The 22,752-nt window shown below is 38.1% G+C and carries 27 protein-coding genes and 1 rRNA gene (1 of these 28 running past the window's edge); 17 read left to right on the forward strand and 11 right to left on the reverse strand.

All coding sequences use genetic code 11. The features are described 5' to 3' along the window. Nucleotides 1-63: 63 nt before the first annotated feature. From LIS78_RS02030 to LIS78_RS02045, 4 genes are all read right to left on the reverse strand, one after another. Nucleotides 64-180 carry a YfhE family protein gene (locus tag LIS78_RS02030; RefSeq protein ID WP_013055148.1) on the reverse strand — a complete coding sequence of 39 codons (117 nt, stop codon included), beginning with the start codon at nucleotides 178-180 and terminating at the stop codon, nucleotides 64-66. A 101-nt stretch (nucleotides 181-281) separates the two neighbouring features. Then, entirely contained in the window at nucleotides 282-842 is a 561-nt protein-coding gene (locus tag LIS78_RS02035; protein ID WP_013055149.1) for a GNAT family N-acetyltransferase, read from the reverse strand. A 255-nt stretch (nucleotides 843-1,097) separates the two neighbouring features. Continuing rightward, entirely contained in the window at nucleotides 1,098-2,225 is a 1,128-nt protein-coding gene (locus LIS78_RS02040) for an amidohydrolase (RefSeq protein WP_195781347.1), read from the reverse strand. A 61-nt stretch (nucleotides 2,226-2,286) separates the two neighbouring features. Next, a complete protein-coding gene (locus tag LIS78_RS02045) occupies nucleotides 2,287-3,189 on the reverse strand; it encodes a TIGR01777 family oxidoreductase (RefSeq protein ID WP_050688500.1) in 903 nt (300 codons plus the stop codon). Nucleotides 3,190-3,286: 97 nt separating this feature from the next. Here LIS78_RS02045 and recX point away from each other — a divergent pair, with 97 nt between their 5' ends. Then, nucleotides 3,287-4,096: a recombination regulator RecX gene (gene recX / locus LIS78_RS02050; protein ID WP_028410123.1), complete on the forward strand. Its 810-nt coding sequence runs from the start codon at nucleotides 3,287-3,289 to the stop codon at nucleotides 4,094-4,096. A 346-nt stretch (nucleotides 4,097-4,442) separates the two neighbouring features. Here the strand turns inward: recX and LIS78_RS02055 are convergent, their stop codons facing one another. Continuing rightward, nucleotides 4,443-5,096: an SDR family NAD(P)-dependent oxidoreductase gene (locus tag LIS78_RS02055; protein ID WP_209150850.1), complete on the reverse strand. Its 654-nt coding sequence runs from the start codon at nucleotides 5,094-5,096 to the stop codon at nucleotides 4,443-4,445. An 82-nt stretch (nucleotides 5,097-5,178) separates the two neighbouring features. On the opposite strand from LIS78_RS02055, the gene LIS78_RS02060 reads away from it, so the two are divergent. Beyond that, nucleotides 5,179-5,493: a YfhH family protein gene (locus LIS78_RS02060; RefSeq protein ID WP_195781345.1), complete on the forward strand. Its 315-nt coding sequence runs from the start codon at nucleotides 5,179-5,181 to the stop codon at nucleotides 5,491-5,493. Nucleotides 5,494-5,578: 85 nt separating this feature from the next. On the opposite strand, the gene LIS78_RS02065 is transcribed toward LIS78_RS02060, so the two are convergent. After that, nucleotides 5,579-5,734, reverse strand: coding sequence for a small, acid-soluble spore protein K (locus tag LIS78_RS02065; RefSeq protein ID WP_013055155.1), 156 nt, complete (start codon nucleotides 5,732-5,734; stop codon nucleotides 5,579-5,581). A gap of 135 nt (nucleotides 5,735-5,869) precedes the next feature. On the opposite strand from LIS78_RS02065, the gene LIS78_RS02070 reads away from it, so the two are divergent. Continuing rightward, the gene (locus tag LIS78_RS02070; protein ID WP_013055156.1) at nucleotides 5,870-6,139 is read left to right on the forward strand and encodes a YfhJ family protein; all 270 of its coding nucleotides are present in this window, start codon (nucleotides 5,870-5,872) and stop codon (nucleotides 6,137-6,139) included. Nucleotides 6,140-6,202: 63 nt separating this feature from the next. On the opposite strand, the gene LIS78_RS02075 is transcribed toward LIS78_RS02070, so the two are convergent. Continuing rightward, a complete protein-coding gene (locus LIS78_RS02075; protein WP_195783331.1) occupies nucleotides 6,203-7,183 on the reverse strand; it encodes a metal-dependent hydrolase in 981 nt (326 codons plus the stop codon). Between the two features lie 239 nt (nucleotides 7,184-7,422). Here LIS78_RS02075 and mutY point away from each other — a divergent pair, with 239 nt between their 5' ends. After that, nucleotides 7,423-8,517 carry an A/G-specific adenine glycosylase gene (gene mutY, locus LIS78_RS02080; RefSeq protein WP_252284590.1) on the forward strand — a complete coding sequence of 365 codons (1,095 nt, stop codon included), beginning with the start codon at nucleotides 7,423-7,425 and terminating at the stop codon, nucleotides 8,515-8,517. Between the two features lie 34 nt (nucleotides 8,518-8,551). Here the strand turns inward: mutY and yfhS are convergent, their stop codons facing one another. Then, the gene (gene yfhS / locus LIS78_RS02085; protein WP_195781343.1) at nucleotides 8,552-8,776 is read right to left on the reverse strand and encodes a mother cell protein YfhS; all 225 of its coding nucleotides are present in this window, start codon (nucleotides 8,774-8,776) and stop codon (nucleotides 8,552-8,554) included. A 116-nt stretch (nucleotides 8,777-8,892) separates the two neighbouring features. Here yfhS and fabL point away from each other — a divergent pair, with 116 nt between their 5' ends. From fabL to LIS78_RS02110, 5 genes are all read left to right on the forward strand, one after another. Continuing rightward, complete coding sequence (gene fabL, locus LIS78_RS02090) at nucleotides 8,893-9,642, forward strand: enoyl-[acyl-carrier-protein] reductase FabL (RefSeq protein WP_016762867.1); 750 nt, start codon at nucleotides 8,893-8,895, stop codon at nucleotides 9,640-9,642. A 97-nt stretch (nucleotides 9,643-9,739) separates the two neighbouring features. Continuing rightward, on the forward strand, nucleotides 9,740-10,033 hold the full coding sequence (locus LIS78_RS02095) for a gamma-type small acid-soluble spore protein (RefSeq protein WP_116741765.1): 294 nt from the start codon (nucleotides 9,740-9,742) through the stop codon (nucleotides 10,031-10,033). A 189-nt stretch (nucleotides 10,034-10,222) separates the two neighbouring features. Beyond that, nucleotides 10,223-10,483: a YgaB family protein gene (locus tag LIS78_RS02100; protein ID WP_013081548.1), complete on the forward strand. Its 261-nt coding sequence runs from the start codon at nucleotides 10,223-10,225 to the stop codon at nucleotides 10,481-10,483. 195 nt (nucleotides 10,484-10,678) lie between these two features. Beyond that, nucleotides 10,679-11,215: a nucleoside tri-diphosphate phosphatase gene (gene ntdP, locus LIS78_RS02105; RefSeq protein WP_013055163.1), complete on the forward strand. Its 537-nt coding sequence runs from the start codon at nucleotides 10,679-10,681 to the stop codon at nucleotides 11,213-11,215. A gap of 169 nt (nucleotides 11,216-11,384) precedes the next feature. After that, on the forward strand, nucleotides 11,385-13,136 hold the full coding sequence (locus tag LIS78_RS02110) for an ABC transporter ATP-binding protein (RefSeq protein WP_195781341.1): 1,752 nt from the start codon (nucleotides 11,385-11,387) through the stop codon (nucleotides 13,134-13,136). 35 nt (nucleotides 13,137-13,171) lie between these two features. Here the strand turns inward: LIS78_RS02110 and LIS78_RS02115 are convergent, their stop codons facing one another. Next, nucleotides 13,172-14,260: an FUSC family protein gene (locus LIS78_RS02115; RefSeq protein ID WP_057240319.1), complete on the reverse strand. Its 1,089-nt coding sequence runs from the start codon at nucleotides 14,258-14,260 to the stop codon at nucleotides 13,172-13,174. 327 nt (nucleotides 14,261-14,587) lie between these two features. Then, a complete protein-coding gene (locus tag LIS78_RS02120; RefSeq protein WP_195781340.1) occupies nucleotides 14,588-15,886 on the reverse strand; it encodes a glutamate-1-semialdehyde 2,1-aminomutase in 1,299 nt (432 codons plus the stop codon). Between the two features lie 202 nt (nucleotides 15,887-16,088). Here LIS78_RS02120 and LIS78_RS02125 point away from each other — a divergent pair, with 202 nt between their 5' ends. The 6 genes from LIS78_RS02125 (at nucleotide 16,089) to perR (ending at nucleotide 20,395) form a co-directional block, all read left to right on the forward strand. Next, nucleotides 16,089-17,102, forward strand: a complete 1,014-nt coding sequence (locus tag LIS78_RS02125) for an ABC transporter ATP-binding protein (RefSeq protein ID WP_013055167.1) — start codon at nucleotides 16,089-16,091, stop codon at nucleotides 17,100-17,102. Further along, nucleotides 17,095-17,886, forward strand: a complete 792-nt coding sequence (locus tag LIS78_RS02130) for an ABC transporter permease (protein ID WP_043977886.1) — start codon at nucleotides 17,095-17,097, stop codon at nucleotides 17,884-17,886. The genes LIS78_RS02125 and LIS78_RS02130 overlap by 8 nt, the downstream gene beginning before the upstream one ends. Nucleotides 17,887-17,895: 9 nt before the next feature. Then, nucleotides 17,896-18,681, forward strand: a complete 786-nt coding sequence (locus LIS78_RS02135; protein ID WP_209151703.1) for an ABC transporter permease — start codon at nucleotides 17,896-17,898, stop codon at nucleotides 18,679-18,681. 92 nt (nucleotides 18,682-18,773) lie between these two features. After that, nucleotides 18,774-19,166, forward strand: coding sequence for an ion channel (locus LIS78_RS02140; RefSeq protein ID WP_045291958.1), 393 nt, complete (start codon nucleotides 18,774-18,776; stop codon nucleotides 19,164-19,166). Nucleotides 19,167-19,235: 69 nt separating this feature from the next. Next, nucleotides 19,236-19,706 (forward strand): thioredoxin-dependent thiol peroxidase, encoded by a 471-nt coding sequence (bcp, locus tag LIS78_RS02145; protein WP_195781339.1) that lies wholly within the window; start codon nucleotides 19,236-19,238, stop codon nucleotides 19,704-19,706. A gap of 254 nt (nucleotides 19,707-19,960) precedes the next feature. Next, a complete protein-coding gene (gene perR, locus LIS78_RS02150) occupies nucleotides 19,961-20,395 on the forward strand; it encodes a peroxide-responsive transcriptional repressor PerR (RefSeq protein WP_013055172.1) in 435 nt (144 codons plus the stop codon). A 22-nt stretch (nucleotides 20,396-20,417) separates the two neighbouring features. Here perR and LIS78_RS02155 read toward each other — a convergent pair whose 3' ends face one another. Next, the gene (locus tag LIS78_RS02155) at nucleotides 20,418-20,777 is read right to left on the reverse strand and encodes a YgzB family protein (protein WP_014461817.1); all 360 of its coding nucleotides are present in this window, start codon (nucleotides 20,775-20,777) and stop codon (nucleotides 20,418-20,420) included. Nucleotides 20,778-20,999: 222 nt separating this feature from the next. Here LIS78_RS02155 and LIS78_RS02160 point away from each other — a divergent pair, with 222 nt between their 5' ends. Both LIS78_RS02160 and LIS78_RS02165 read left to right on the forward strand, forming a co-directional pair. Next, on the forward strand, nucleotides 21,000-21,866 hold the full coding sequence (locus tag LIS78_RS02160) for a nucleotidyltransferase-like protein (RefSeq protein WP_195781338.1): 867 nt from the start codon (nucleotides 21,000-21,002) through the stop codon (nucleotides 21,864-21,866). Nucleotides 21,867-22,211: 345 nt separating this feature from the next. After that, a 16S ribosomal RNA gene (locus LIS78_RS02165) occupies nucleotides 22,212-22,752 on the forward strand; it runs 1,010 nt beyond the window's last position.

The following is a 22,752-nucleotide window of genomic DNA, read 5'->3' on the forward strand; positions in this document are numbered from 1 at the left end:
ATACAGAGTGTACAGAAAGGACGTTGGTATGATCCAGCGTTGGATAGAGATGTTTTGCCTCACTTATTTTTTCGTGTAGCCGCCTGCACGGTCTGCTTTTTTAAACTCGCGGCCGTAATAGATTTCTTGAGCGCTACTTAACGTATTTTTTGCGTTTTCTTTTCGTTTCTTTTCAGACATAAAAAAACCTCCAATTAACGTTTTTCGATCATGCTACTTATTTTTTCCAGAATCTCTCGTTTTTAATCATAAAAAAAGCTCTCCGTTACACGGAGAGACTCTTACGCTTCTTTAAGCTGGTGATCTTCTTGAACGTCTTGTTCGTGACGCAAGTAGTATAATGTATACAAGTCTTTTGGAATTTCGTATAAATCATATACGTCTTCATGTTGATTAATTTCATCGTATAAAGCTTTGTGTGTTTCATTCGCAAGTACTGCATAAGGCAGTTTTTCTGCAGCCTTAATAGACCTAATATTAATTTTGCGAATTCGCATAAAAATTCGCTCTATATTTAACTCAAAGAACAGTTCATTAAAGAACGCTTCTTTTGCAATTTGATTATATCCTTTTCCATGAAACGGTTTGCCAAGCCAAGTGCCTAAAAAACCAGCTTGGTCTTGTACATCAAATAAATTAATGGTGCCGATAGGGTTACCCCATTCGTCTAAAATCGTGCGAGAAATAATTTCTCCATGATCTTCTGCTTCCATCGTTTGTTTAGTCACAAATAAAAATTCTTCATAGGAATGGGCTTTATGACGAACAAAAGGGAAGACATCAGGATGTACCATGAGTTCGTATAGAGATTGACAGTCATTTAGGTCACGTTTTTTTAACATAACTTTTCCCTCCTGATCGAGGGTATATACAGACTCCAATCAAGTCCCCACCCTCGAAATTTTTTAATAATTAAAAAAATTTCGGGGTGGGAATCGAACCCACTAGAACCAGTTACCTGGTGGCGCACCATTTGCCTTCCCATTACAAGTCAACAAACATAAAAAGTCAACGTGTGATGTTTATGCTTTTGTGAAATTCACATGCTTCTAAACGTATCATACTAAAAAAAATAAAAAAAGAAAATAGGTAAAATGTTAATTTTTTTTAAATAATATTTTACCATCTATCATGGTGAAAAGGGGCTTTGCTAAGTAGTGAAAGGGATGATGGCTCCATAGCACTAAATCAGCGTCTTTTCCTGCTTCGATACTGCCGATTCGTTGATCAATACGGAGATTCCGAGCAGCAGCAATCGTGATGCCTTCTAATGCTTTTTGTTCTTCGAGCCCTTCACGTACGGCAATGGATGCACAAATATTTAAGTACTGAATGGGCGTATAAGGGTGGTCTGTTGTAATGGAAACTTCTACTCCTTCATTGCAGAGAGCTTGATAGGTTTTCCACGTTTTATTCTTCAATTCAACCTTTGAGCGGCGTGTTAAAGTTGGTCCCACGCTTACTTTTAAGTTTCTTCCACTCAGCTCTTTAGCAATTAAATGGCCTTCTGTACAGTGTTCAATACGAACGTCTAAATCAAATTCATCTGCTAAGCGCAGAGCTGATAGAATATCATCGGCTCGGTGAGCATGAATGCGAACGGGAATCTCTCTATTCAGTGCTTGAATGAGCGGTTTAATTCGCAAATCATCTTTATTGTCACTGCTTTTTGCATGATAAAAGGCTTCTCTCAGCATCCCCATAATACCCATTCGTGTAATGGATTCTTTATTGCCATGGCTGTGGATTCGTTTTGGATTTTCTCCTAGCGCAATCTTAAGTCCAGCTGTCTCTTGAATCAACATTTGAGAAATACTTGTTCCGGCTATTTTAATAACGGACGTTGTACCTCCGATCACATTTGCACTTCCAGGCATAATGTGTACAGACGTAATACCCGCTTCAATGGCATCTTTAAACCCAGGATCTAAAGGATGTACGCTGTCAAAAGCTCGGATATGGGGAGTCATAGGCTCGATTGTTTCATTAGCATCATTTCCGGCCCAGCCGGTTCCTTCATCATATAATCCTAGATGTGTATGAACATCGATAAATCCAGGGAATAAATAGCGCTGTTTGCAGTCAATGACTTCTACTTGAAGAGGAGGCTGCAAGTTTGGCCCAATTAAAACAATTTTTCCATCTTGAATGAGCACATCGCTATTATAAATAGGTTTTGACGTAATAGGATAGAGCGTTGCATTTTTCAAGAGAATGGTTTTCATAAAGGATGCTCCTATCTATCGGCAGCTTAGTCACCTGTTTTAGGTAAATAACAGAAAATAACTAGAGTAAATCTCGCAATGCATCTTCTAATACAGTATATGTAAAAATGTAATTCTGTTGAATCAATTTTTCAGGTAAAACGCGCTGTCCTTTCAAAATAATCATACTCATTTCTCCCATCAGCAGCTGAAGGCCAAAGCTAGGTACGGGCATCCAGTGAGGGCGATTTAACACTTTTCCAATCGTCTTTCCAAACTCTTTCATTTGAACGGGGTTTGGGGCAGTTACGTTAACAGGTCCTTCTATTTGTTCGGTATGAATACAATAATCAATAATTTTGACGACGTCTTGAAGGTGCACCCAAGACATCCATTGCTCTCCCGAACCAACTGTCCCTCCTGCAAATAATTTATAAGGAAGGGCAGTAGAAGGGAGTGCCCCGCCATCTTTGCCTAATATAACGCCGAACCTTGTTAAAACAGTACGAATATTGAGTTCCATAGCTTTTAGCGCTTCATTTTCCCATTTTTTTACCGTTTCAGCTAAAAAGTCTGTGCCGATGGATGGAGAAGCTTCTGTGAACGTTTCTGTAGTTGATGTCCCATAATAACCAACCGCGCTTGCATTTACATAAAGGGACGGTTTTTCGGGTAAGGCAGCCATAATACGAAGGATTTCTTGAGTAGAAGAAAGGCGACTTTCCACAATGGCTTTTTTGCGCTCGTCCGTCCAGCGGCCGCTGTTAAGTGAAACGCCAGCTAAATTGATAAAAACGTCTGCTCCTTCTACATGCTCTTCAGGTTGGCTGTTTTCTTGCATCCACTCTACATATTTAAGTTTCGGATCTCTTGCAGCTTTATCTGCATTGCGTGTTAAAATATATACATAATGTTTTTGTGTTAAAAAATGTTTTGTTAAAGCTTTACCTACGAATCCAGTTCCTCCAGCAATAACAATTTTCATACGAACTTCCTCCTTTATTGAGATAAATAAAAATGTGTATGATACGTTTGGCGGTTCTTCAGCCATCAATTTAATAAGAAATACGAGGTGAAGGTTTATGCCTGTTGTCACAAAGATCACAACGCAAAAGAATAGCGGTGAACGTTATAATGTGTATTTAGATTACGGTAAAGGTGAAGAGTTTGGCTTTGGTGTTGACGAAAATGTCCTCATCAAATATGACTTGAAAAAAGGTCGTGAGCTTGATGAATTTGAATTAACGGAAATTCAGTACGCAGATGATGAGAAAAAAGCTTATAATTTAGCGATCACTTACTTATCTTATCGAATGCGCTCTGAAAAAGAGGTACATGATTATTTAAAGAAAAAAGAAATTAACTCTACTATTATTCAACAAGTTATTCAGAAATTAGTCAGCCACCGTTATTTAAATGATGAAGAGTTTGCGAAAGCATTTGTGTTAACTCAGATGAACACGACATCAAAAGGACCAAATGTGATTCAAAGAGAATTAAAAGAAAAGGGGATTTCTGATTCCATTATTACCCTTAGTTTATGTGAATACCCTGAAGAACAGCAAATTCAAACTGCTGTGAAATTAATTGAAAAGTTAAAAGGGAAATATAAAAAATTATCTCAAGTAATGATGAAACAAAAAATGGAACAAGCATTGGCAGTGAAGGGCTATTCATTTTCTATTATTCAAGAAGCATTTCAGCGCACGAATACAGAAAAAGAAAGCGATGAGGCATGGGAAGCTCTGCAATACCAAGGAATGAAAGCTCATCGTCGTTTTTCAAAGTATGAAGGCTGGGAATATCAGCAAAAAATGAAGCAGGCTCTTTATAGAAAAGGATTCTCCATTGACCAAATTCAATCATTTCTAGATTCTATTGAAGAGGAATAAAGGCGGGACAAAAGTATGTTAGTTGAAGGGAAATCCGAACGATGAATCGAGATTCTTGATGTAGAATCCAACTCGTTCGGATTTTTTCATTGTGATGGTAAACGTAAACTTCATGTATTTAGTTGCTTCTAGCGGTTGATTGGAGGGCAAGACGAAGACTCCTGCGGGAAAACGGAACAGGTGAGACCCCGCAGGAGCGTAAGCGACGAGGAGGCTCACCGGCCACCCCCGGAAAGCGAAGTCCTGCACGGAAATCAACCGCTGTGTCATAAGTGATTCCTATAAGATCATTTATACAATTTGCTTATTTTTAGATTAGATTGATGTAGTTATGTTTCACTCTTTTTTAAAACAAAATATCTTCTGAGTCATTCTGCTGTTTATAAATAATCTCAGCAATTTCTGAAGCCGAGCGCAATCGGCTTTTATCTTTAATGTGGTTGTTGTGATCCCAAAAAGGGGTATTCATGCCTCCCATGTAAGCTGCAATCACATGAAGGCTGGTATCTTGGTATTCCACTTTTAAACTTTCTGTAAATCCCCTTACGCCAAATTTGCTTGCCACATAGACGCTTTCATTAGCTTTACCGCGAAGTCCTGCAGTTGAAATGATATTCATAACTTTAGGTTCAGGTCTCGTCAAGAGATGAGGCATAAGCGCTTGTGTTAAAAAAATAGTTCCTTTTACATTTGTATCGATGACTTCATCGACGGCTTGTTTTGTATAATCCGACAAAGGACCAAAATGTCCAATGCCTGCATTGTTGATAAGGATATCTACTGAATGCTGCATCAGCAGTTTTTCTACAGATTTTCCTACTTCTTCATACTTTGTAATATCTACAGACATCGTATATACGTTGTCTCCTAGCTCATGCTGCGCCTCATTTAATTTCTGTTGATTGCGTCCAGCTAGAATAACGTTGTAGTCTTTTGAGTAAAGTTTTGCGAGTTCTTTTCCAAGACCCGTCGCACCGCCCGTGATTAGCACTGTTTTCATTCCCAAAACTCCCTTTTCATAGTCTCCCTTTAGTTATACCTTTTGTTATAATAAAATGAAAGTAAACAAGGGGGAAAACAGCATGTCTGAAAAACGTTACAGCGATATGACGACGTATGAACTTCAACAAGAAATTGGGTCTCTTCAAGAAAAAGCACGAAAAGCTGAACAGCTTGGCATGGTCAATGAGTATGCAGTATTAGAAAGAAAAGTAACAATGGCAAGATCGTATTTATTGGATCCCGAAACGTTTAAAGCAGGGGAAGTATATGAAATTCAAGGAGATCCGGGTTCATATTTTAAAATTGATTATATGAACGGAGTTTTTGCGTGGGGATTTAGGCTTGGCGCGCCTCAAAACGAAGAAGCATTGCCTATTTCCATGTTGAAAAAATAACGGGATGAACAAGCAGCACGAAGTAGTGCTGCTTGTTTGATTTCTATATTCCTTTTATTTTTAAGCAAATAAGCAAAGCAAGCGGTTATTCTTCGCGCTCATTAGAAGCATGCATACGTTCTTGAGGATGCGTGTTAATTGTTCCATTTGCACGTTTTGAAGCGTACTCAGCTTTTGCTCGAGGTTCGCCTTCAAACTTAGTATGATGTTGGTTTGGAAAATCTTTTGCTTTATTGCGCATCGATACCTCTCCTTTTACAACAGAAAGCGTTGCGGTTATGATATAGTACATGAGGGAGTGAATAACTCCGCATTTATAGTGTAAGTTAAAAGTGCAAACATACTCATAAAGAATTTTGGTAATCGAGGTGTTCTTATGAACGATATATTTGAAAGATTAACGAATCAGCTATTAAATAAAAACAGTTCGCTCTCATACGCTCAAGCTCGCACGTGGGTTGAACTTTTCTGGGAAGATTTTGAGTCATCTTACGCAAAAGCAGGATATGATTATAAAGGTAAAGAAGCGACGGAAAAGGTTGTTACGATGTATATCAACAGCTACGGTGACAAACTTCATGAAATCGCGGTTAAAAACCCTAAATATCAGCATTTATTAAATAACGATGACTATTTAAAACATTAAATAAAAACGAACCGTCTTGAGCAGACGGTTCGTTTTTGGGTTTCATATTTGTTCTTGTTATGATTAGTGCGGGAGATAATCAAGCTTTTTACGCAATTTTTTCTCACTGAAAATCCAACCTGTGTACGAACAAATGATATTTAAATCGTAATCAAGCTGGACTACGGCTACAAATGGATAGTAGTCCTTGCTGCGGTAGCGTAAATCAATAAAGCGCACTTCAATGTGGTCGTTATATTCATCCAGTTCCCATCTATAAATAGGTGAAAATGAAAGAAAAGCAGATAAGTTTTCATCTTTTTTCGCTACTTCAATTACTGCTGATTCGGGGATTGGAACTTTATCAAACGTATCATAAATAAAAATTTCTTCTCCGATTGCTCTTCCTACATGAAAATACTTTTCGGTCGTCACAGCTAAGTGCCAGTGAGTGAAACGCATTGTAGGAGAGATATTGAGCTTGATAACATCAGGAAACTGTTTTCGAAGCTTCTTGGCGATTTGGTGGCGCATATAAAAGCGCAATCCATAGTAAAACGCCAATAAAACATACAGCGTAATGAATGTTGGTCCTGGCTCTGCTCCAATAAACCAGGTTAAAATCGCAAGTACGTGAGCTGAGAAAATCACGTAATCAAACGTGTTGATTACGCCAAGCGCAATCCATTTATTTGTGAAAGGCCGTAAAGCTTGCGTACCATAAGCGTTAAAGATATCAACAAAAACGTGAATAATGACGCCTGCAAAGGTCCACATCCATAGATGCAGTAAGTTAGCTCCTGGCAGCAGAAGCGAAAGAATGAGCACGATAAGCAAAGGCCATAAAATAACGGCTGGGATAGAATGTGTAATTCCACGGTGATTGCGGATATACTGTGCATTGTTTCGCAACTTTAAAACAGTGTCTAAATCAGGTGCTAATGACCCGGCCATTACGCCAATCATTACAGCATCCAGTGTGGCTGTATTCGCAGATACAGTGGGGTCTAATGTTGCAAGGCCGCCTAAAGCGATTCCCATTGCAATGTGTGTACCAGTATCCAGAGCGAACTCCTCCTTTGTAAAATGACAATCTTAGATTGTCCTAATTCAGCATGGAAGCTTGATTTAGGACGAAAAATCTCGCTTTATTACTAACGCAGCAAATTAGCTGTTTTTATTCATTATTTGAACAATTCATTTTACTATTCATATTTGTAGTTGTTATAAGGTTATCATAAAGTTACTAAGATTCAAAAAGCAACACATTGTATATGTATAGTTAATACCTCGGAGGCTATGACGTGAAACAAAGTAAAGATATTGTACAAAATTTCGATATTCGAGCATTTCAAGATGACTTAATCTCTTGGTTTGAGCAGGAACAGCGCATTTTACCTTGGCGTCAAGATCAGGACCCTTATAAAGTGTGGGTATCTGAAATTATGCTTCAACAAACGAGAGTAGATACGGTCATTCCTTATTTTAATAATTTTATTAACAAATTTCCCACTATTAAAGATTTAGCTTATGCGAATGAAGATGATGTGTTAAAAGCGTGGGAAGGGTTAGGCTATTATTCCCGTGCCCGTAATTTACAAACCGCCGTTCGAGAAGTTCACGAACAATACGGGGGAGAAGTTCCAAATACGCCAGCAGAAATCTCTAAACTAAAAGGAGTAGGCCCTTATACAACAGGAGCCATTTTAAGTATTGCATACGGAGTGCCGCAGCCTGCTGTAGATGGAAATGTCATGCGTGTGCTATCGCGCATTTTATCCGTTTGGGATGATATTGCAAAACCGAAAACAAGAAAGCTGTTTGAAGATATCGTGCATGAAATTATTTCAAAAGATAATCCTTCCTATTTCAATCAAGGCATGATGGAACTTGGTGCCATTGTCTGTACACCAACTTCTCCTTCCTGTTTGTTATGTCCAGTTCGCGAACACTGCCACGCGTTTGAAGAAGGAGTGCAGAATGAGCTTCCTGTTAAATCAAAGAAAAAAGCGCCGCGTACTCTTCAGCTTGCTGCAGCTGTGATTAAAGACGGGGAAGGAAATTATCTGATTCATAAACGTCCAAGCAAAGGGCTTTTAGCTAACCTATGGGAATTTCCAAATATAGAAGTAGATCTTAGTATAGCGCCAGATCATCAGCAGCTTCAGGCATTTATTCAAAATGAGTACGGAGCCGATATTAAAATCCATGCACCGTTTACGACGATTCAGCACGTGTTTTCTCATATTGTCTGGAACATCACAGTATATGAAGCAGAGCTTGTAAGTGATATCAGTGCATTAAAAAATTTGAAAGTGGTTTCTGAAAAAGATTTAGAACAATATGCATTTCCTGTTTCCCATCAAAAAATCTTAAAAGAATATTTACTTGTTAAATAAAAGAAGCGTGGATAAACTCCGCGCTTCTTTTTATTTAATCATATGATACATGCGTGCCGTGTGTATAATCTGCTTCGTGGCGCTGTAACCCGCCCCGTGCTTCAATTTCTTTAATAATTTGCTGATGAATACTTTGTCCTTCAGCATTTAAATACGGCGTCATTTGCTGTAAAGAGTGATGGAAAAACGCAAGCTCGCTGTCTTTCCAATCGCTTTTAGAAATCATTGAAAGAGCCGTCATGTCTCTACCTATATACATTCTATTCACCTCGTTCATTTCATCAAGTTTTATCTATTTTCCCTATATTACTTGTTTCTTATGCGATAAAATCAGTACAATGTAAAGATAATACGATACATAAGGGAGATGACATCATGTCACAAAAGGTAGCACTAGTTACGGGAAGCAGCAGAGGTATTGGTAAAGAAATTGCCTTACGTCTTGCTAAAGAAGGATACGATATTGTATTAAACTATGCACGAAGCAAAAGTGCAGCGCAGGAAGTAGCGGAAGAAATCAAAGCATTAGGCAGAGAAGCATTAGTTGTTAAAGCAAACGTAGGAAAAGTAGAAAAAATTAAAGAAATGTTTGAGCAAATTGATGAAGCATTCGGTCGCTTAGACGTATTTGTAAGTAATGCGGCTTCAGGGGTTTTACGTCCTATTATGGAATTAGAAGAAACTCACTGGAATTGGACAATGGACATCAATAGTAAAGGGTATTTATTCTGTGCACAAGAAGCTGCTAAGCGTATGGAAAAAGTAGGCGGAGGAAAGATTGTTACCATCAGTTCGCTTGGGTCTATTCGCTATTTAGAAAATTATACAACAGTAGGCGTGTCAAAAGCGGCTGTAGAAGCGTTGACCCGCTATTTAGCAGTGGAGCTGGCTCCAAAGAATATTGTGGTAAATGCTGTATCTGGAGGAGCTGTGGATACAGAAGCATTAAAACATTTCCCAAATCGCGATGAGCTTCTAGATGATGCACGCAAGCATACTCCAGCTGGTCGTATGGTGGAGCCAAAAGACATGGTAGATGCAGTTATGTTCTTAGTGTCCGATCAAGCAAATATGATTTGCGGTCAAACGCTTATTATTGACGGAGGGCGTTCACTTTTAATGTAAGGTAAATGTGTTTTGTGCTTGCGCCTTAAAATACTGAAAAAAGTTTGCATACCCTATTTACCTCCCGGGCATATTAATTTTCGTGGAGGTGATTACAATGGCAAAACAAACAAACAAAACAGCATCTGGTACAAGCACACAACACGTGAAAAACCAAAATGCTCAAGCATCTAAAAACAACTTCGGTACTGAATTTGGTAGCGAAACAAATGTACAAGAAGTGAAACAACAAAATGCACAAGCTGCGGCAAACAAAAGCCAAAATGCTCAAGCATCTAAAAACAACTTCGGTACTGAATTTGCTAGCGAAACAAGTGCTCAAGAAGTGAGACAACAAAACGCACAAGCTGAAGCAAAGAAAAACCAAAACTCTAGTAAATACCAAGGTTAATATCAAAAGCGAACTTAACGTCTTTCATACGGCGATGTTAAGTTCGCTTTTTCTTATATAAAAAGCAACAAAGTATGACAAAACTTCTTGAAACTTTACACAACTCGTCAAAGGAATCTGTATCACCTAAACAGAATGTTAACAGAAGTGCCGCGTGTATGGTTAAAGCAAATAGGGAGGAGCTATCGTATGAAAAAATTTGATCAGCTAGTGACTCAACAATTGGAGACCATGGATCAACTTCTGTTTTTGCAGTCTGAGATTGAGCGCTGTCAGGAAATTGAAGGTGAACTAATAAAACTTCATGAAGAAGCAAAACTTCATTCTGTGCAAGATGAAATTAGTGAAATGAAGCTAAAATTAAAAGAGATTCAATTGACGTTTGAAGCACAAACCGAAGACATTATTCGTACATATAAAAGTGAAGGGGCTTGCTCTACACTTGCTTAATGAACATTGATGTGTCACTTCCTCTCTTTTTTAAGGCTGCCAAGCAAAGGAAAAGCAGGGGGAGTGACTTTTTTGAACTCAAGAAGGTTAGCACATTTGTGTTAAAATGAGAGAGAAACCGTTATAATAAACATAAGACAAATGGAGACGTTATATGAATTTTTTTAAGTGCTAAAATGAAAGTAGGTATTGGAGATGGGAATTCCGGTGGAAGGAGAAACAATTCAAATACACAGCTACAAGCATAATGGACATATTCATCGCGTGTGGGATCGGACAACCGTATTAAAAGCAACCAATAACTTAGTGATTGGAGGAAATGATCGTACGGTCGTTACAGAATCAGATGGACGAACATGGGTCACAAGAGAGCCTGCAATTTGTTATTTTCATGCTCAGCAGTGGTTTAACGTCATTGGGATGATCCGTGAAGATGGAATTTATTATTACTGCAATATCAGTTCGCCATTCATTTATGATGACAATGAAGCGCTCAAATATATTGATTATGATTTAGATATCAAAGTCTATCCAGATATGACATACACCCTTCTTGATGAAGATGAATATGAGAAGCATCGAAAAGAAATGAATTATCCAGAAGTGATTGACCGTATTTTACATAATCACGTAGAGGAGTTAAAAGGTTGGATTCGACAGCGAAAAGGCCCGTTTGCTCCAGATTTCATTGACATTTGGTATGAGCGTTTTTTAACATATCGGCATTCTTGATGAATGATCTAGAGAACATTATGTTAGGCCGTCTAAAGCTGACTGTTTGATATAATGTTCTTTTTGGCGTTATGCTCACCATCTTTTAGAAGAGATAAAAGCACTAAAAAATCGACGCGTGTACATATACTAAGAAAGCTTGCCCTCATAGATAGAAAGGGGAGATTTTATGGGAAGTATAAGACGCTACATGAAGTTTGTACAGCCATACAAATGGCAAATTGTCGGCACTGTATTAATTGGTATTATTAAATTTGCTATTCCTTTATTAATTCCGCTGCTTTTGAAATATGTTTTGGACGATATCGTAAATGGACATGGCATGTCTTCCTCTGAAAAAGTTCATAAAATGGTGACGATTATGGGGGTTTCGTTTGTTATATTTTTAGTGTTAAGACCTCCCATTGAATATTACAGACAGTATTATGCTCAGTGGGTATCGAGCAAAGTATTATATGATATTCGGGATCAGTTATTTAGCCATATTCAAAAGCTTAGCTTACGTTATTATGCAAATACTCGAGCGGGTGAAGTGATTTCACGAGTCATTAATGATGTAGAGCAAACAAAAAACTTTGTTATCACAGGTTTAATGAATGTATGGCTTGATATGATGACGATTGTAATAGCCATTGTGATTATGTTTACGATGAATGTACCTTTAACACTGGTATCGATTATTTTGCTGCCGGTTTATGCGTTCTCTGTAAAATATTTTTACAGTCGTCTTCGCCATTTAACAAGAGTCCGTTCGCAGGCTTTAGCGGAAGTGCAGGGGCACTTACATGAAAGGGTTCAAGGGATCTCTGTTATTCGCAGCTTTGCTATTGAGCCTCATGAACAGAAACAATTTGATAAGCAAAATTCAAATTTTCTACAAAAAGCAATCAATCATACGAATTGGAATGCAAAAACATTTGCAGTAGTGAATACCATTACCGATTTGGCGCCTTTAATCGTGATTACATTTGCTGGATATCAAGTCATCACAGAAAGTCTTAGCGTAGGAACGATGGTAGCATTTGTTGCGTACATTGACCGCTTGTATAATCCGCTTCGCCGCTTGGTCAATTCATCGACTACGCTCACGCAGTCTGTTGCATCTATGGACCGGGTGTTTGAGTTCATTGATGAAGAATACGATATTACAGACAAAAAAGATGCAAAAGAATGTACTGAGCTTCATGGAAAGGTTCAGTTTGACCACGTTTCATTTGCTTATGAAGAAGAAGAAAAACCTGTGATTCATGATATTAATTTAGATGTAGAAAAAGGAAAATCCGTTGCGTTTGTTGGAATGAGCGGAGGAGGTAAATCCACGCTTATCAGCTTAATTCCGCGCTTTTACGATGTGACAGAGGGGAAAATTCTCATTGATAACATTGATATCAAAACCTATAAAGTACGCAGCCTGCGAGATAAGATTGGAATCGTCTTGCAGGATACAGTGTTGTTTAGTGACACGGTTAAAAACAATATACTGCTTGGAAAGCCAGGAGCGACAGATGAAGAAGTAATTGCTGCGGCAAAAGCCGCAAATGCCCACGATTTTATTATGAATTTGCCCGAAGGATATGATACAAAAGTGGGAGAGCGGGGAATGAAGCTATCAGGGGGACAGAAGCAGCGTATTTCCATTTCGCGCGTATTTTTAAAAAATCCAGCTATTCTTATTTTTGATGAAGCCACTTCAGCTCTAGATTTGGAAAGTGAGCACTATATTCAAGAAGCATTAGCTGAACTAGCAAAAGACCGTACGACCTTCATTGTAGCCCATCGTTTATCTACAATTACTCATGTTGATGAAATTGTACTTTTAGAAAATGGAAGAGTAGTCGAACGAGGTTCTCATGAGGAGTTAATCAAGAAAAAAGGTCATTACTATCAGCTCTTTAACGTTCAGCAGCTTGATACAATTTAAAAACACCACCTATTGGCTAACAATAGGTGGTGTTTTTAATCTTCTTGTCGCTGATGATTAATATCAAATGAGTTATCATCTTTGTGATAGTTTTGGAACGTATCAATCAGCTTATCAAGATGCTCTAACTCTTCACTATACTCAATGATGACAGAAATTAAAGGGAAGATATGATAAATAACCTTATTCTCTTCATCATTATCGTATATTTTGTACTGCATAAATTTATCGATTAAAGCTCGTTTTCCAACGCAGGCTTCGTTTGGTACAGTAGTGGTTGGCTGTACGCGTAATTTCCCAATGAATTTTAATAATACTTGCTCATGATACATTAACAGGCACTCAACTTCAGATTTGATTAAATCTTGAAATTGCTGCGGCATGACTTGAAGATCATTTTCTACTCGGTGAAGTAGTTTCAAGGTTGTAAGAGCCCGTGTTGTTACGGTAATCATTTGACGAAATAAAACGAGCTTGCGTGACTTAACAAAACGTTTTTTGGTTGAATAAGTGCGTTCTTCTTTGTAAAAATCAAAGATTTGATTCATTTTAGCCACATTGTCTTTCATTTTTTCAATGTCTTCTTTTAACAATGTGTGCTCAGATGCGTGATAAAGATTCATGCGAATCCATTTAATAATTTCTTCCGTTGTGCTTACAATTTTATAATACAATCTTGTTTCATACTTTGGCGGAATAAAAATAAGATTGACAATAAATGCTGAGAATACCCCAAGTAACACTGTACCAAAGCGTATAAGCGCATATTCAACGAAATTATCTCCTGGATTTTCCATGATTGCAATTACTGTCACAAGCGCAAGCCCAATTGTATTATTAATACGTAATTTTAAGTTGACTGCGATGACAACAACAGCGGTAAAACCAATAATGATGGGGTGGGTACCAAAAATAAGTCCAAAACAAACTGCAGAAGCAGCTCCAATCACATTCGCCTGTATTTGCTCCAATATTGTTAAATAAGATCTGTAAATAGACGGTTGAATTGCAAAAACTGCCGCAATTGCCGCAAATATTGGAGATGGTAAACTTAGAAATTCACCTAATAACAATGAAAGTGTAATGGCAATTCCCGTTTTTAAGATGCGGGCACCAAGTTTCATGTGCGTTCGTAGTTCCTTTCTGTAAAAAAGTTTTTTCGTTATGAAGAATGTTCCCCAAAACAAATGATAAATTGCAAAAATCAATCCTTCTTTATTACATAACCTGTTGGAAATAATATAAACAATAACATACTATACAAGGTTTAAGAATGGATATCAAGAGAAAACAAGCAGAAAAATAAGGGTATTTCTCGGGATTTTTCGACAGGCTGACAAAAAGGAGATAGCGTGTAAGAAATGGTTATGAGGGGGCGGAATGTTCTATAAGAAAACCCAAAGGCAAAACAAAAAAGCACTCATTTTCAAATGAGTGCTTTAGAGTAAAAATTAGCGTTCTTCACTTAACTGTTTAAATGCTTTTTCCACTGCTTCTAATGTGTCGGTAATATCTTGTTCTGTATGAGCTGTAGTAAGGAACCATGCCTCATACTTCGAAGGAGCTAAGTTGACTCCTTGGTGAAGCATTAGTTTAAAGAAGCGTGCGAATAATTCGCCGTCTGTGTTTTCTGCTTGTTCATAGTTTTTAACCGTTTCTGTTGTAAAGTAGAGAGTAAGAGCGCCTTTCAATCGATTGATGGTAATAGGCATGTTATATGTACGAGCATGTTTTAAAATACCTTCTTCGAGCATCGCCCCTAGCTTATCCAACTGTTCATAAACACCTTTTTGCTTTAGTACTTCAAGACAAGCAATCCCAGAAAGAATAGAAGCTGGGTTTCCTGCCATTGTACCTGCTTGATAAGCCGGTCCAAGCGGCGCCACTTTTTCCATGATTTCTTTCTTACCGCCGTAGGCTCCGATTGGAAGACCGCCGCCGATGATTTTTCCAAAGGCAGTCAGATCAGGTTTTACGCCCAGTAAATCTTGAGCTCCACCGTACATAAAGCGAAACGCTGTAATAACTTCATCATAAATAACAAGTGCTCCAGCTTCGTGAGTTAATTCGTTTACTTGTTCTAAAAAGCCAGGTTCCGGTTCAACAATTCCAAAGTTTCCAACGATTGGTTCTACTAAAACAGCCGCTATCTGATCGCCCCATTTTTCTAATGCTTCCTTGTAAGGCTGGATATCGTTAAAAGGAACTGTGATAACTTCATTAGCGATACTTTTTGGTACGCCTGCAGAGTCAGGAGTTCCAAGTGTAGAAGGACCAGATCCAGCTGCTACTAACACGAGGTCAGAATGGCCGTGATAGCAACCTGCAAATTTAATGATTTTATCGCGTCCAGTATAAGCACGTGCTACGCGAATCGTTGTCATAACTGCTTCTGTTCCAGAATTGACGAAACGCACTTTATCTAGTGCCGGCATCGCTTCTTTGAGCATTTTAGCAAATGTGACTTCATGAGCAGTTGGAGTACCGTAAAGAACACCCGTTTCAGCTGCTTTTGTAATAGCTTTCGTGATATGAGGATGAGCGTGTCCCGTAATAATAGGACCGTAAGCTGCTAAATAGTCAATATATTTATTTCCATCAACGTCCCAGAAATAAGCTCCGCTTGCCTTCTCCATTGCAACAGGTGCTCCGCCTCCTACGGCTTTATATGAACGTGAAGGGCTGTTAACGCCGCCTACAATATGTTCGAGCGCTTCAGCGTGTAATTGTTCTGATTTTGTAAATTGCATAGTATGCCTCCTAATGAAAAGTTCAACTTCTTTATTCTATCAAACTTATTTGTTTCTTGAAAAACATTCGAGAACGTGTATGATAGAAATTTGTGAGCTAACTGCTAGAAAATAGTTCCTCGTCTCTTGGAGGAGTTGCTAGCAAGGGAGCCGGAAACAATAAAAGAAACCACTAATACGTCGACGTAACGGAGGGAATACAATGAAAAATGCTATTGAGGTGAATCAACTTCGGAAAGAATTTAAAGCCTATTCTAGCCGCTCTGGCCTTAAAGGGGCATTCCGGGATTTATTTACCCGTAATTATAGAGTCATGAAAGCTGTGAACGATATTTCGTTTACCGTAAAACAAGGGGAAATGGTAGGGTATATAGGAGAAAACGGAGCGGGGAAATCGACCACAATCAAAATGCTGACAGGAATCTTAACTCCTACTTCAGGCGACATTACCGTAAATGGAATGAACCCTCATAAAGAAAGGGAGAAGTTTGCCCAAACGATTGGAGTTGTTTTTGGTCAACGCTCTCAGCTGTGGTGGGATATTGCCGTACAAGAATCTTTTCGCCTGTTAAAAAAAGTATACAAAGTGTCAGATGAAGATTATAACGCTCATATGGAGCACGTTATTCAAACTTTAGATATTGGACCGCTACTAGATAAGCCGGTGCGAAAGCTTTCTCTAGGTCAAAGAATGCGCTGTGAGCTGGCTGCTGCTCTTATTCATAATCCGCCGCTTCTATTTCTAGATGAACCAACGATCGGTTTAGATGTACTAGTTAAATTAAAAATCCGCCAATTTTTAAAAGAAATTAATGAAAAATATAATACGACGATTTTGCTTACGACACATGATTTAGCAGATATTGAAGCTTTATGTGAACGCGTTGTAATGCTGGATGAAGGCAGTATTATTTATGACGGATCGCTGCAAAAGCTGCGTTCGAATTGGGGAGACCTTAAACAAGTTACGTTTGAATTTGGAACCGCGCCAAATAAAGAACAGTTGAAGCTATTGACGCAAGGGATGCCTGTTAACTGGATTGAAGGTGATCAAAAATATTTGTGGACAGCGCAGCTTCAAAATAAAGGGGACTTAATGTCACAGCTGATTGCTAAAGTGGTGGCAAAGCATGAAATCAGTGATATTAACATTGAAGAAATTTCGACGGAAGAAATCATCCGCAACATTTATGAAGAAGGTGTTGTGAATGGATAAATATATAGAGATGATACGCATTCGCTTTTTAATGATGCTTGCGTATCGGACGAATTATTACAGCGGAATATTGATTTATGCGATTAATATTGGTGCTTACTACTTTTTATGGTCCGCTATTTATGGAGGAAAAGAGAATATTCAAGGGTTATCCATTACCCAAATGACAACGTATGTAGCAGTTTCATGGATGGCAAGAGCCTTTTATTTTAATAACATTGACCGTGAAATGGCAATGGAAATTAAAGATGGCAAAGTGGCAGTAGAGTTAATTAAGCCTTATAGCTACCTTGGTATGAAAACAATGCAAGGACTGGGAGAAGGAATTTTCCGGCTGCTGTTTTTCTCAGTGCCCGGCATGATTATTGTCGCGTTTTTATTTCCAGTACAGTTCTCAGCAAATGCAGCAACATGGCTTTATTTTGGACTGTCTTTAATTTTTAGTTTCATTATTAATACACAAATTAATTTATTAACGGGTATTACGACTTTCTTTCTCTTTAACAATGATGGACTCATTCGAGCGAAGCGCGTTGTTATTGATTTGTTTTCAGGACTTCTTCTGCCCATCAGTTTCTATCCTTTCTGGGCGCAACATATTATGAGCTATTTCCCTTTTCAAGCCATTAGTTATATTCCGAGCATGATTTTCACAAATGGATTTAAAGGGCAGGAAGTAATAAATGCTCTTATTACACAAGCAGTTTGGTCAGGACTTCTATTTATCCCTATTGCATGTTTGTGGAATATAGCGAAGAAAAAAATGGTTATTCAAGGAGGGTAGTCTATGAAAATGTTTTATTTTTCGATTTTCTTTCAGTACATTAGTCAATATATGAAAACAAGGCTTCAGTACCGCACCGACATGGTAGTTGAAATTATTTCAGACTTATTGTTTCAAACAGTTAATTTGATTTTTATCTTAGTTGTATTTGGACATACTCAGTCGCTGCACGGATGGTCACGAGAGGAAATTATCTTTATTTATGGTTTCTTTTTGGTCCCTTTTGCTATTTTTTCGTCTTTCTTTAACATTTGGGATTTCAACGAGCGGTACATTGTTAAAGGAGAAATGGACCGAATTTTAACGCGGCCGATTCACAGTTTGTTTCAAGTTATTTTAGAGCGGATGGAACTAGAATCATTGTTTGGTGGTATCACAGGGATTACAGTAATGGCTTACGCTGCGTCTTCTTTACATCTCCATTTCCAGTGGTATGATGTTTTTATTTTTCTATTATTTATTTTAGGAGGAGCGCTTGTATACGCAGGAATTTTCATCGCCTTAGCAAGCATAGGCTTCTGGTCGGATGCGAGAACCTCTATTATGCCTACTATTTATAATATTGGAAACTACGGAAGATATCCTGTAGATATTTATAATAATGTCATTCGATATGTTTTAACGTGGATTCTTCCTTTTGCATTTGTAGGTGTATATCCAGCTGCTTATTTCTTAGGAAGGTCAGAATGGTACGGATATGCATTTTTAACCCCAGTTATGGGAATCGTCTTTTTTGTAATCTCTATTTTCTTATGGAATACAGGTGTCAAAAAATACAGAGGAGCAGGCAATTAAATGCCTGCTCTTTTTCGTGGCTTCGGAGTAGTAATGAATGGACAAGAACGCGCGTATAGTGGTAGTAGAGTATAAATTAAAGGAGTAGAATGATGGTTATTTTTCTAATCCTCGTTATCATTGTTTTTGTAATTGGTAGTATGAAGTTTCTCTTTGAAAAAGAACTTGGAGAATTTCATTTTTTCTCAATTGGTCATTTCTTTGTTTTGTTTTATTCATATATCACAGTTTTATTGGGATTTAGCCTTATTTATACAGTGTGTGAGATGGGGAGTATTCCAGTGTTAAGCGGAGGGTTTGAACATGAAGGTCATTATTTTTATACGCTGTTTAACAGCATGTATTTCAGCGCAGCGACGTTATTTTCAGTAGGATACGGAGATATGTATCCGGTTGGAGTTGGGAAATTATTTGCAACTTTTGAAGCGTTTATCGGCTATATTATGCCTGCAATCTTTGTGATGCGAACTGTTACCCGCACTTAAACTTGTCATCTTATCTAATATTGGGTACGCTATTCAAAGAAAATGAAAAGCGTAAAGGAGAAGATAAATATGACAGCTGTAGTTGGAGAAAAAGCACCCGATTTTGTATTGATGTCTACAAATGGAGAGCAAGTATCACTAGCGTCGATGAAAGGAAAAAACGTTGTGCTGTATTTTTATCCGAAAGATATGACGCCAGGTTGTACAACAGAAGCCTGTGATTTCAGAGACCAGCATGAAAATTTTGAAGAGCTAGATGCGGTGATTCTAGGAGTGAGCCCGGATCCAATCGACAAACACCATAAGTTTATTGATAAGCACGGCCTTCCATTCTTACTTTTAGCTGACGAAGATCACAGCGTAGCTGAAGAGTATGGAGTATGGAAACTGAAAAAAAACTTTGGAAAAGAATATATGGGCATTGAACGCTCCACTTTTATCATTAATAAAGAAGGAATGCTCGTAAAAGAGTATCGCAAGGTTCGAGTAAAAGGGCATGTGGAAGAAGCTTTATCATTTATTAAAGAAAAAATGGCATAAAAACAGGCAGATAACTAGAGCAGTTTTAGTCTTTGAACATACAATATCAGTGTAGGGCATACCTCCTCAGATGTTAATATATTTAAAAGTGTGGATTGATTTCCACACTTCTTTTTTTGCATAAAATATATGAATAATTTTTACTTATTACATAAAATAGGAATAGGCATCAAGTTGACAAAACGTGGGTAAAACATGTAGACTAATTATAAGAATTATAAAGTAATAATACTTACAGAAGAGGGGTGCATGACGTGTCAAATCATTTACAAGAAGCCCTTGAAACGTTAAAAGGTACTGGCGTTCGTATTACACCACAACGTCATGCTATTTTAGAGTATTTAATCAATTCCATGACACATCCAACAGCAGATGATATTTATAAAGCGCTGGAAGGTAAGTTTCCAAATATGAGTGTAGCAACCGTTTACAATAATTTAAGAGTATTTCGCGAAGTAGGTATTGTAAAGGAACTAACGTACGGTGATGCATCAAGCCGATTTGATTATGTTACAACAGAGCATTACCATGTGATTTGCGAAAGCTGCGGAAAAATTGTGGATTTTCATTATCCTGGTTTAGACGAAGTAGAAAAGCTGGCTGCTCATATTACTGACTTTGATATTAGTCACCACCGAATGGAAATTTACGGAACGTGTCCTGATTGTACGGCTAAAAAAGCGCATTAATAAGCTGATAGTAGTGATACTATCAGCTTTCTTTTTGTTTTTTTCTATTATACTTTTCATCGAATTGTTTTCCTTCAAGAGACCGGTCAAGCGTAAGCGGCTCGTTGCAATACATACACATATCTACGCGCCCTAGCATTTTGGTTTGTTTTTGACATGTAGGGCAGGTTACTTGAACCGCTTTTGTAGAAAGCATGCCAATCCAGAAATAAACGCCGGTACTGGCTACGATGCACAGCAACCCCAGAAGCATAAAAATAGTCATTAGCCAGACTGAAGACCGAAAGAAAATTCCCCCATACATAACAATGAAACCAACAAAGATCAGGCTGAGTGCAAACGTGCGAATCTTGTTAATTTTATTTGAATACTTTATCCCCATCAGTATCCCCCCTGTTACCAATATATCATAGAGTGAGACAGTGAATGGTGATAAAAATTGAATCTTCGGAAAATTATCGTTGGTTTTTGAGCTTTCTGAATGATTTCCATAATTCTGAGTGGGATATCCGTTATACATCGTATATAATAAAAAAAGAAATCTTAGTCCATAGCCTTTAAAATTTTGAAAAATATTTGTCTATTACAGTTAGGAGAGCTCAAAATGGAAGATGTTTTACGGCCAATATATCAAGAAAGAGCTAGCAATAAAGACACACTAGGTATTTTACTGATTGAAAAAAAGAAATCAGAATCTCCAGTGACGGATAATTTGGATGCTATCTTATTTATTGTGACCAAAACTACAGAAACTTCTCTTTTTATTAAACAATACGAATATGAAAATGAGCGTGCGGCACTTTATATGGCTTCTGAACAGCAAATGAGTGAATGGATTATGAATGGGACGAACCGCCGAATTATTGATTGGATCTTAAATGGTAAAGTGCTATTTGATCGAAACGAATATATGGAAAACTTAAAGAAACGCTTAATTGATTTCCCTAGAGAAGATCGGACAAAGAGAATAGGTGTCGAGTTTGCTAAGTTGATTCGCCGATTTAAAGAAGGAAAAGACTTTTATGCGTCTAATCATTATTTAGATGCATTCAATCATGTCATTCATGCTCTTCATCATTTAGCACGACTGTCTGTGTTGGAAAATGGATTTCACCCAGAAGTGACAGTATGGAACCAAGTGAAAAAAATAGAACCTGAAATTCATCGTCTTTACGAAGAACTAATTATTAGCCAAGAAGAGGTTAGCAAGCGTTTAGAGCTGCTTTTCTTAGCGAGTGAATTTCTAGTAAACAAAAAAACTGAATTGGGTGCGAAGCATCTTGTTCATATTATGAAAAGTGAAAAGCAGGAATGGACGTTTAATGAACTTGTTCATCATCCCGAAATACGCCCTTATGCTATTGATTTAGGAATACTTCTTGAGTTTTTAATTGAAAAAGATATCATTACGGTAAAAAAAGTAGAAACCAAAGGAAAGAGTTTGTACCATAGACACTATGTGGCGAAATGATAGAGAGATAAAGGGTATCTGATACGGTGCGGTTATGACGTATAGATACCCTGACATATGACTTTATAGCCTGGATAAAAGGTTTTTCTAAAAAAACACGATTTATTTTAAAAAATCTATTGACGCTTTAAAATATCCGTGGTAAATTTATATACGTCGCCGATGAGCGATACTAAATTTATCAAAAACTTGAAAAAACTTCTTAAAAAAGTTGTTGACAAGAAAGATATAAACTGGTAAGATTAAAAAGTCGCTTAAGAGCGGCGGTTGAACTTTGAAAACTGAACAAAGCGACAAACGTCAACGTTAATTTTTATTTTTTTAAAATTGAGCAAGTCAAACATTTCTTCGGAGAGTTTGATCCTGGCTCAGGATGAACGCTGGCGGCGTGCCTAATACATGCAAGTCGAGCGAACTGATTAGAAGCTTGCTTCTATGACGTTAGCGGCGGACGGGTGAGTAACACGTGGGCAACCTGCCTGTAAGACTGGGATAACTTCGGGAAACCGAAGCTAATACCGGATAGGATCTTCTCCTTCATGGGAGATGATTGAAAGATGGTTTCGGCTATCACTTACAGATGGGCCCGCGGTGCATTAGCTAGTTGGTGAGGTAACGGCTCACCAAGGCAACGATGCATAGCCGACCTGAGAGGGTGATCGGCCACACTGGGACTGAGACACGGCCCAGACTCCTACGGGAGGCAGCAGTAGGGAATCTTCCGCAATGGACGAAAGTCTGACGGAGCAACGCCGCGTGAGTGATGAAGGCTTTCGGGTCGTAAAACTCTGTTGTTAGGGAAGAATAAGTACGAGAGTAACTGCTCGTACCTTGACGGTACCTAACCAGAAAGCCACGGCTAACTACGTGCCAGCAGCCGCGGTAA

Origin of the sequence: Priestia megaterium (assembly GCF_023824195.1) — a bacterium.
Lineage (GTDB): Bacteria > Bacillota > Bacilli > Bacillales > Bacillaceae_H > Priestia > Priestia megaterium_D.

What these genes read in the sequence shown, in the direction of transcription:
- LIS78_RS02030 (WP_013055148.1), bottom strand. Translation starts at nt 180, where the DNA reads ATGTCTGAAAAGAAACGAAAAGAAAACGCAAAAAATACGTTAAGTAGC.
- bcp (WP_195781339.1), top strand. Translation starts at nt 19,236, where the DNA reads ATGACAGCTGTAGTTGGAGAAAAAGCACCCGATTTTGTATTGATGTCT.
- recX (WP_028410123.1), top strand. Translation starts at nt 3,287, where the DNA reads ATGCCTGTTGTCACAAAGATCACAACGCAAAAGAATAGCGGTGAACGT.
- LIS78_RS02060 (WP_195781345.1), top strand. Translation starts at nt 5,179, where the DNA reads ATGTCTGAAAAACGTTACAGCGATATGACGACGTATGAACTTCAACAA.
- LIS78_RS02115 (WP_057240319.1), bottom strand. Translation starts at nt 14,260, where the DNA reads ATGAAACTTGGTGCCCGCATCTTAAAAACGGGAATTGCCATTACACTT.
- LIS78_RS02040 (WP_195781347.1), bottom strand. Translation starts at nt 2,225, where the DNA reads ATGAAAACCATTCTCTTGAAAAATGCAACGCTCTATCCTATTACGTCA.
- LIS78_RS02055 (WP_209150850.1), bottom strand. Translation starts at nt 5,096, where the DNA reads ATGAAAACAGTGCTAATCACGGGCGGTGCGACGGGTCTTGGAAAAGAA.
- fabL (WP_016762867.1), top strand. Translation starts at nt 8,893, where the DNA reads ATGTCACAAAAGGTAGCACTAGTTACGGGAAGCAGCAGAGGTATTGGT.
- LIS78_RS02155 (WP_014461817.1), bottom strand. Translation starts at nt 20,777, where the DNA reads ATGGGGATAAAGTATTCAAATAAAATTAACAAGATTCGCACGTTTGCA.
- LIS78_RS02100 (WP_013081548.1), top strand. Translation starts at nt 10,223, where the DNA reads ATGAAAAAATTTGATCAGCTAGTGACTCAACAATTGGAGACCATGGAT.
- LIS78_RS02070 (WP_013055156.1), top strand. Translation starts at nt 5,870, where the DNA reads ATGAACGATATATTTGAAAGATTAACGAATCAGCTATTAAATAAAAAC.
- yfhS (WP_195781343.1), bottom strand. Translation starts at nt 8,776, where the DNA reads ATGTATATAGGTAGAGACATGACGGCTCTTTCAATGATTTCTAAAAGC.
- LIS78_RS02065 (WP_013055155.1), bottom strand. Translation starts at nt 5,734, where the DNA reads ATGCGCAATAAAGCAAAAGATTTTCCAAACCAACATCATACTAAGTTT.
- LIS78_RS02110 (WP_195781341.1), top strand. Translation starts at nt 11,385, where the DNA reads ATGGGAAGTATAAGACGCTACATGAAGTTTGTACAGCCATACAAATGG.
- LIS78_RS02035 (WP_013055149.1), bottom strand. Translation starts at nt 842, where the DNA reads ATGTTAAAAAAACGTGACCTAAATGACTGTCAATCTCTATACGAACTC.
- LIS78_RS02095 (WP_116741765.1), top strand. Translation starts at nt 9,740, where the DNA reads ATGGCAAAACAAACAAACAAAACAGCATCTGGTACAAGCACACAACAC.
- ntdP (WP_013055163.1), top strand. Translation starts at nt 10,679, where the DNA reads ATGGGAATTCCGGTGGAAGGAGAAACAATTCAAATACACAGCTACAAG.
- LIS78_RS02160 (WP_195781338.1), top strand. Translation starts at nt 21,000, where the DNA reads ATGGAAGATGTTTTACGGCCAATATATCAAGAAAGAGCTAGCAATAAA.
- LIS78_RS02130 (WP_043977886.1), top strand. Translation starts at nt 17,095, where the DNA reads ATGGATAAATATATAGAGATGATACGCATTCGCTTTTTAATGATGCTT.
- LIS78_RS02120 (WP_195781340.1), bottom strand. Translation starts at nt 15,886, where the DNA reads ATGCAATTTACAAAATCAGAACAATTACACGCTGAAGCGCTCGAACAT.
- LIS78_RS02125 (WP_013055167.1), top strand. Translation starts at nt 16,089, where the DNA reads ATGAAAAATGCTATTGAGGTGAATCAACTTCGGAAAGAATTTAAAGCC.
- LIS78_RS02045 (WP_050688500.1), bottom strand. Translation starts at nt 3,189, where the DNA reads ATGAAAATTGTTATTGCTGGAGGAACTGGATTCGTAGGTAAAGCTTTA.
- LIS78_RS02135 (WP_209151703.1), top strand. Translation starts at nt 17,896, where the DNA reads ATGTTTTATTTTTCGATTTTCTTTCAGTACATTAGTCAATATATGAAA.
- LIS78_RS02140 (WP_045291958.1), top strand. Translation starts at nt 18,774, where the DNA reads ATGGTTATTTTTCTAATCCTCGTTATCATTGTTTTTGTAATTGGTAGT.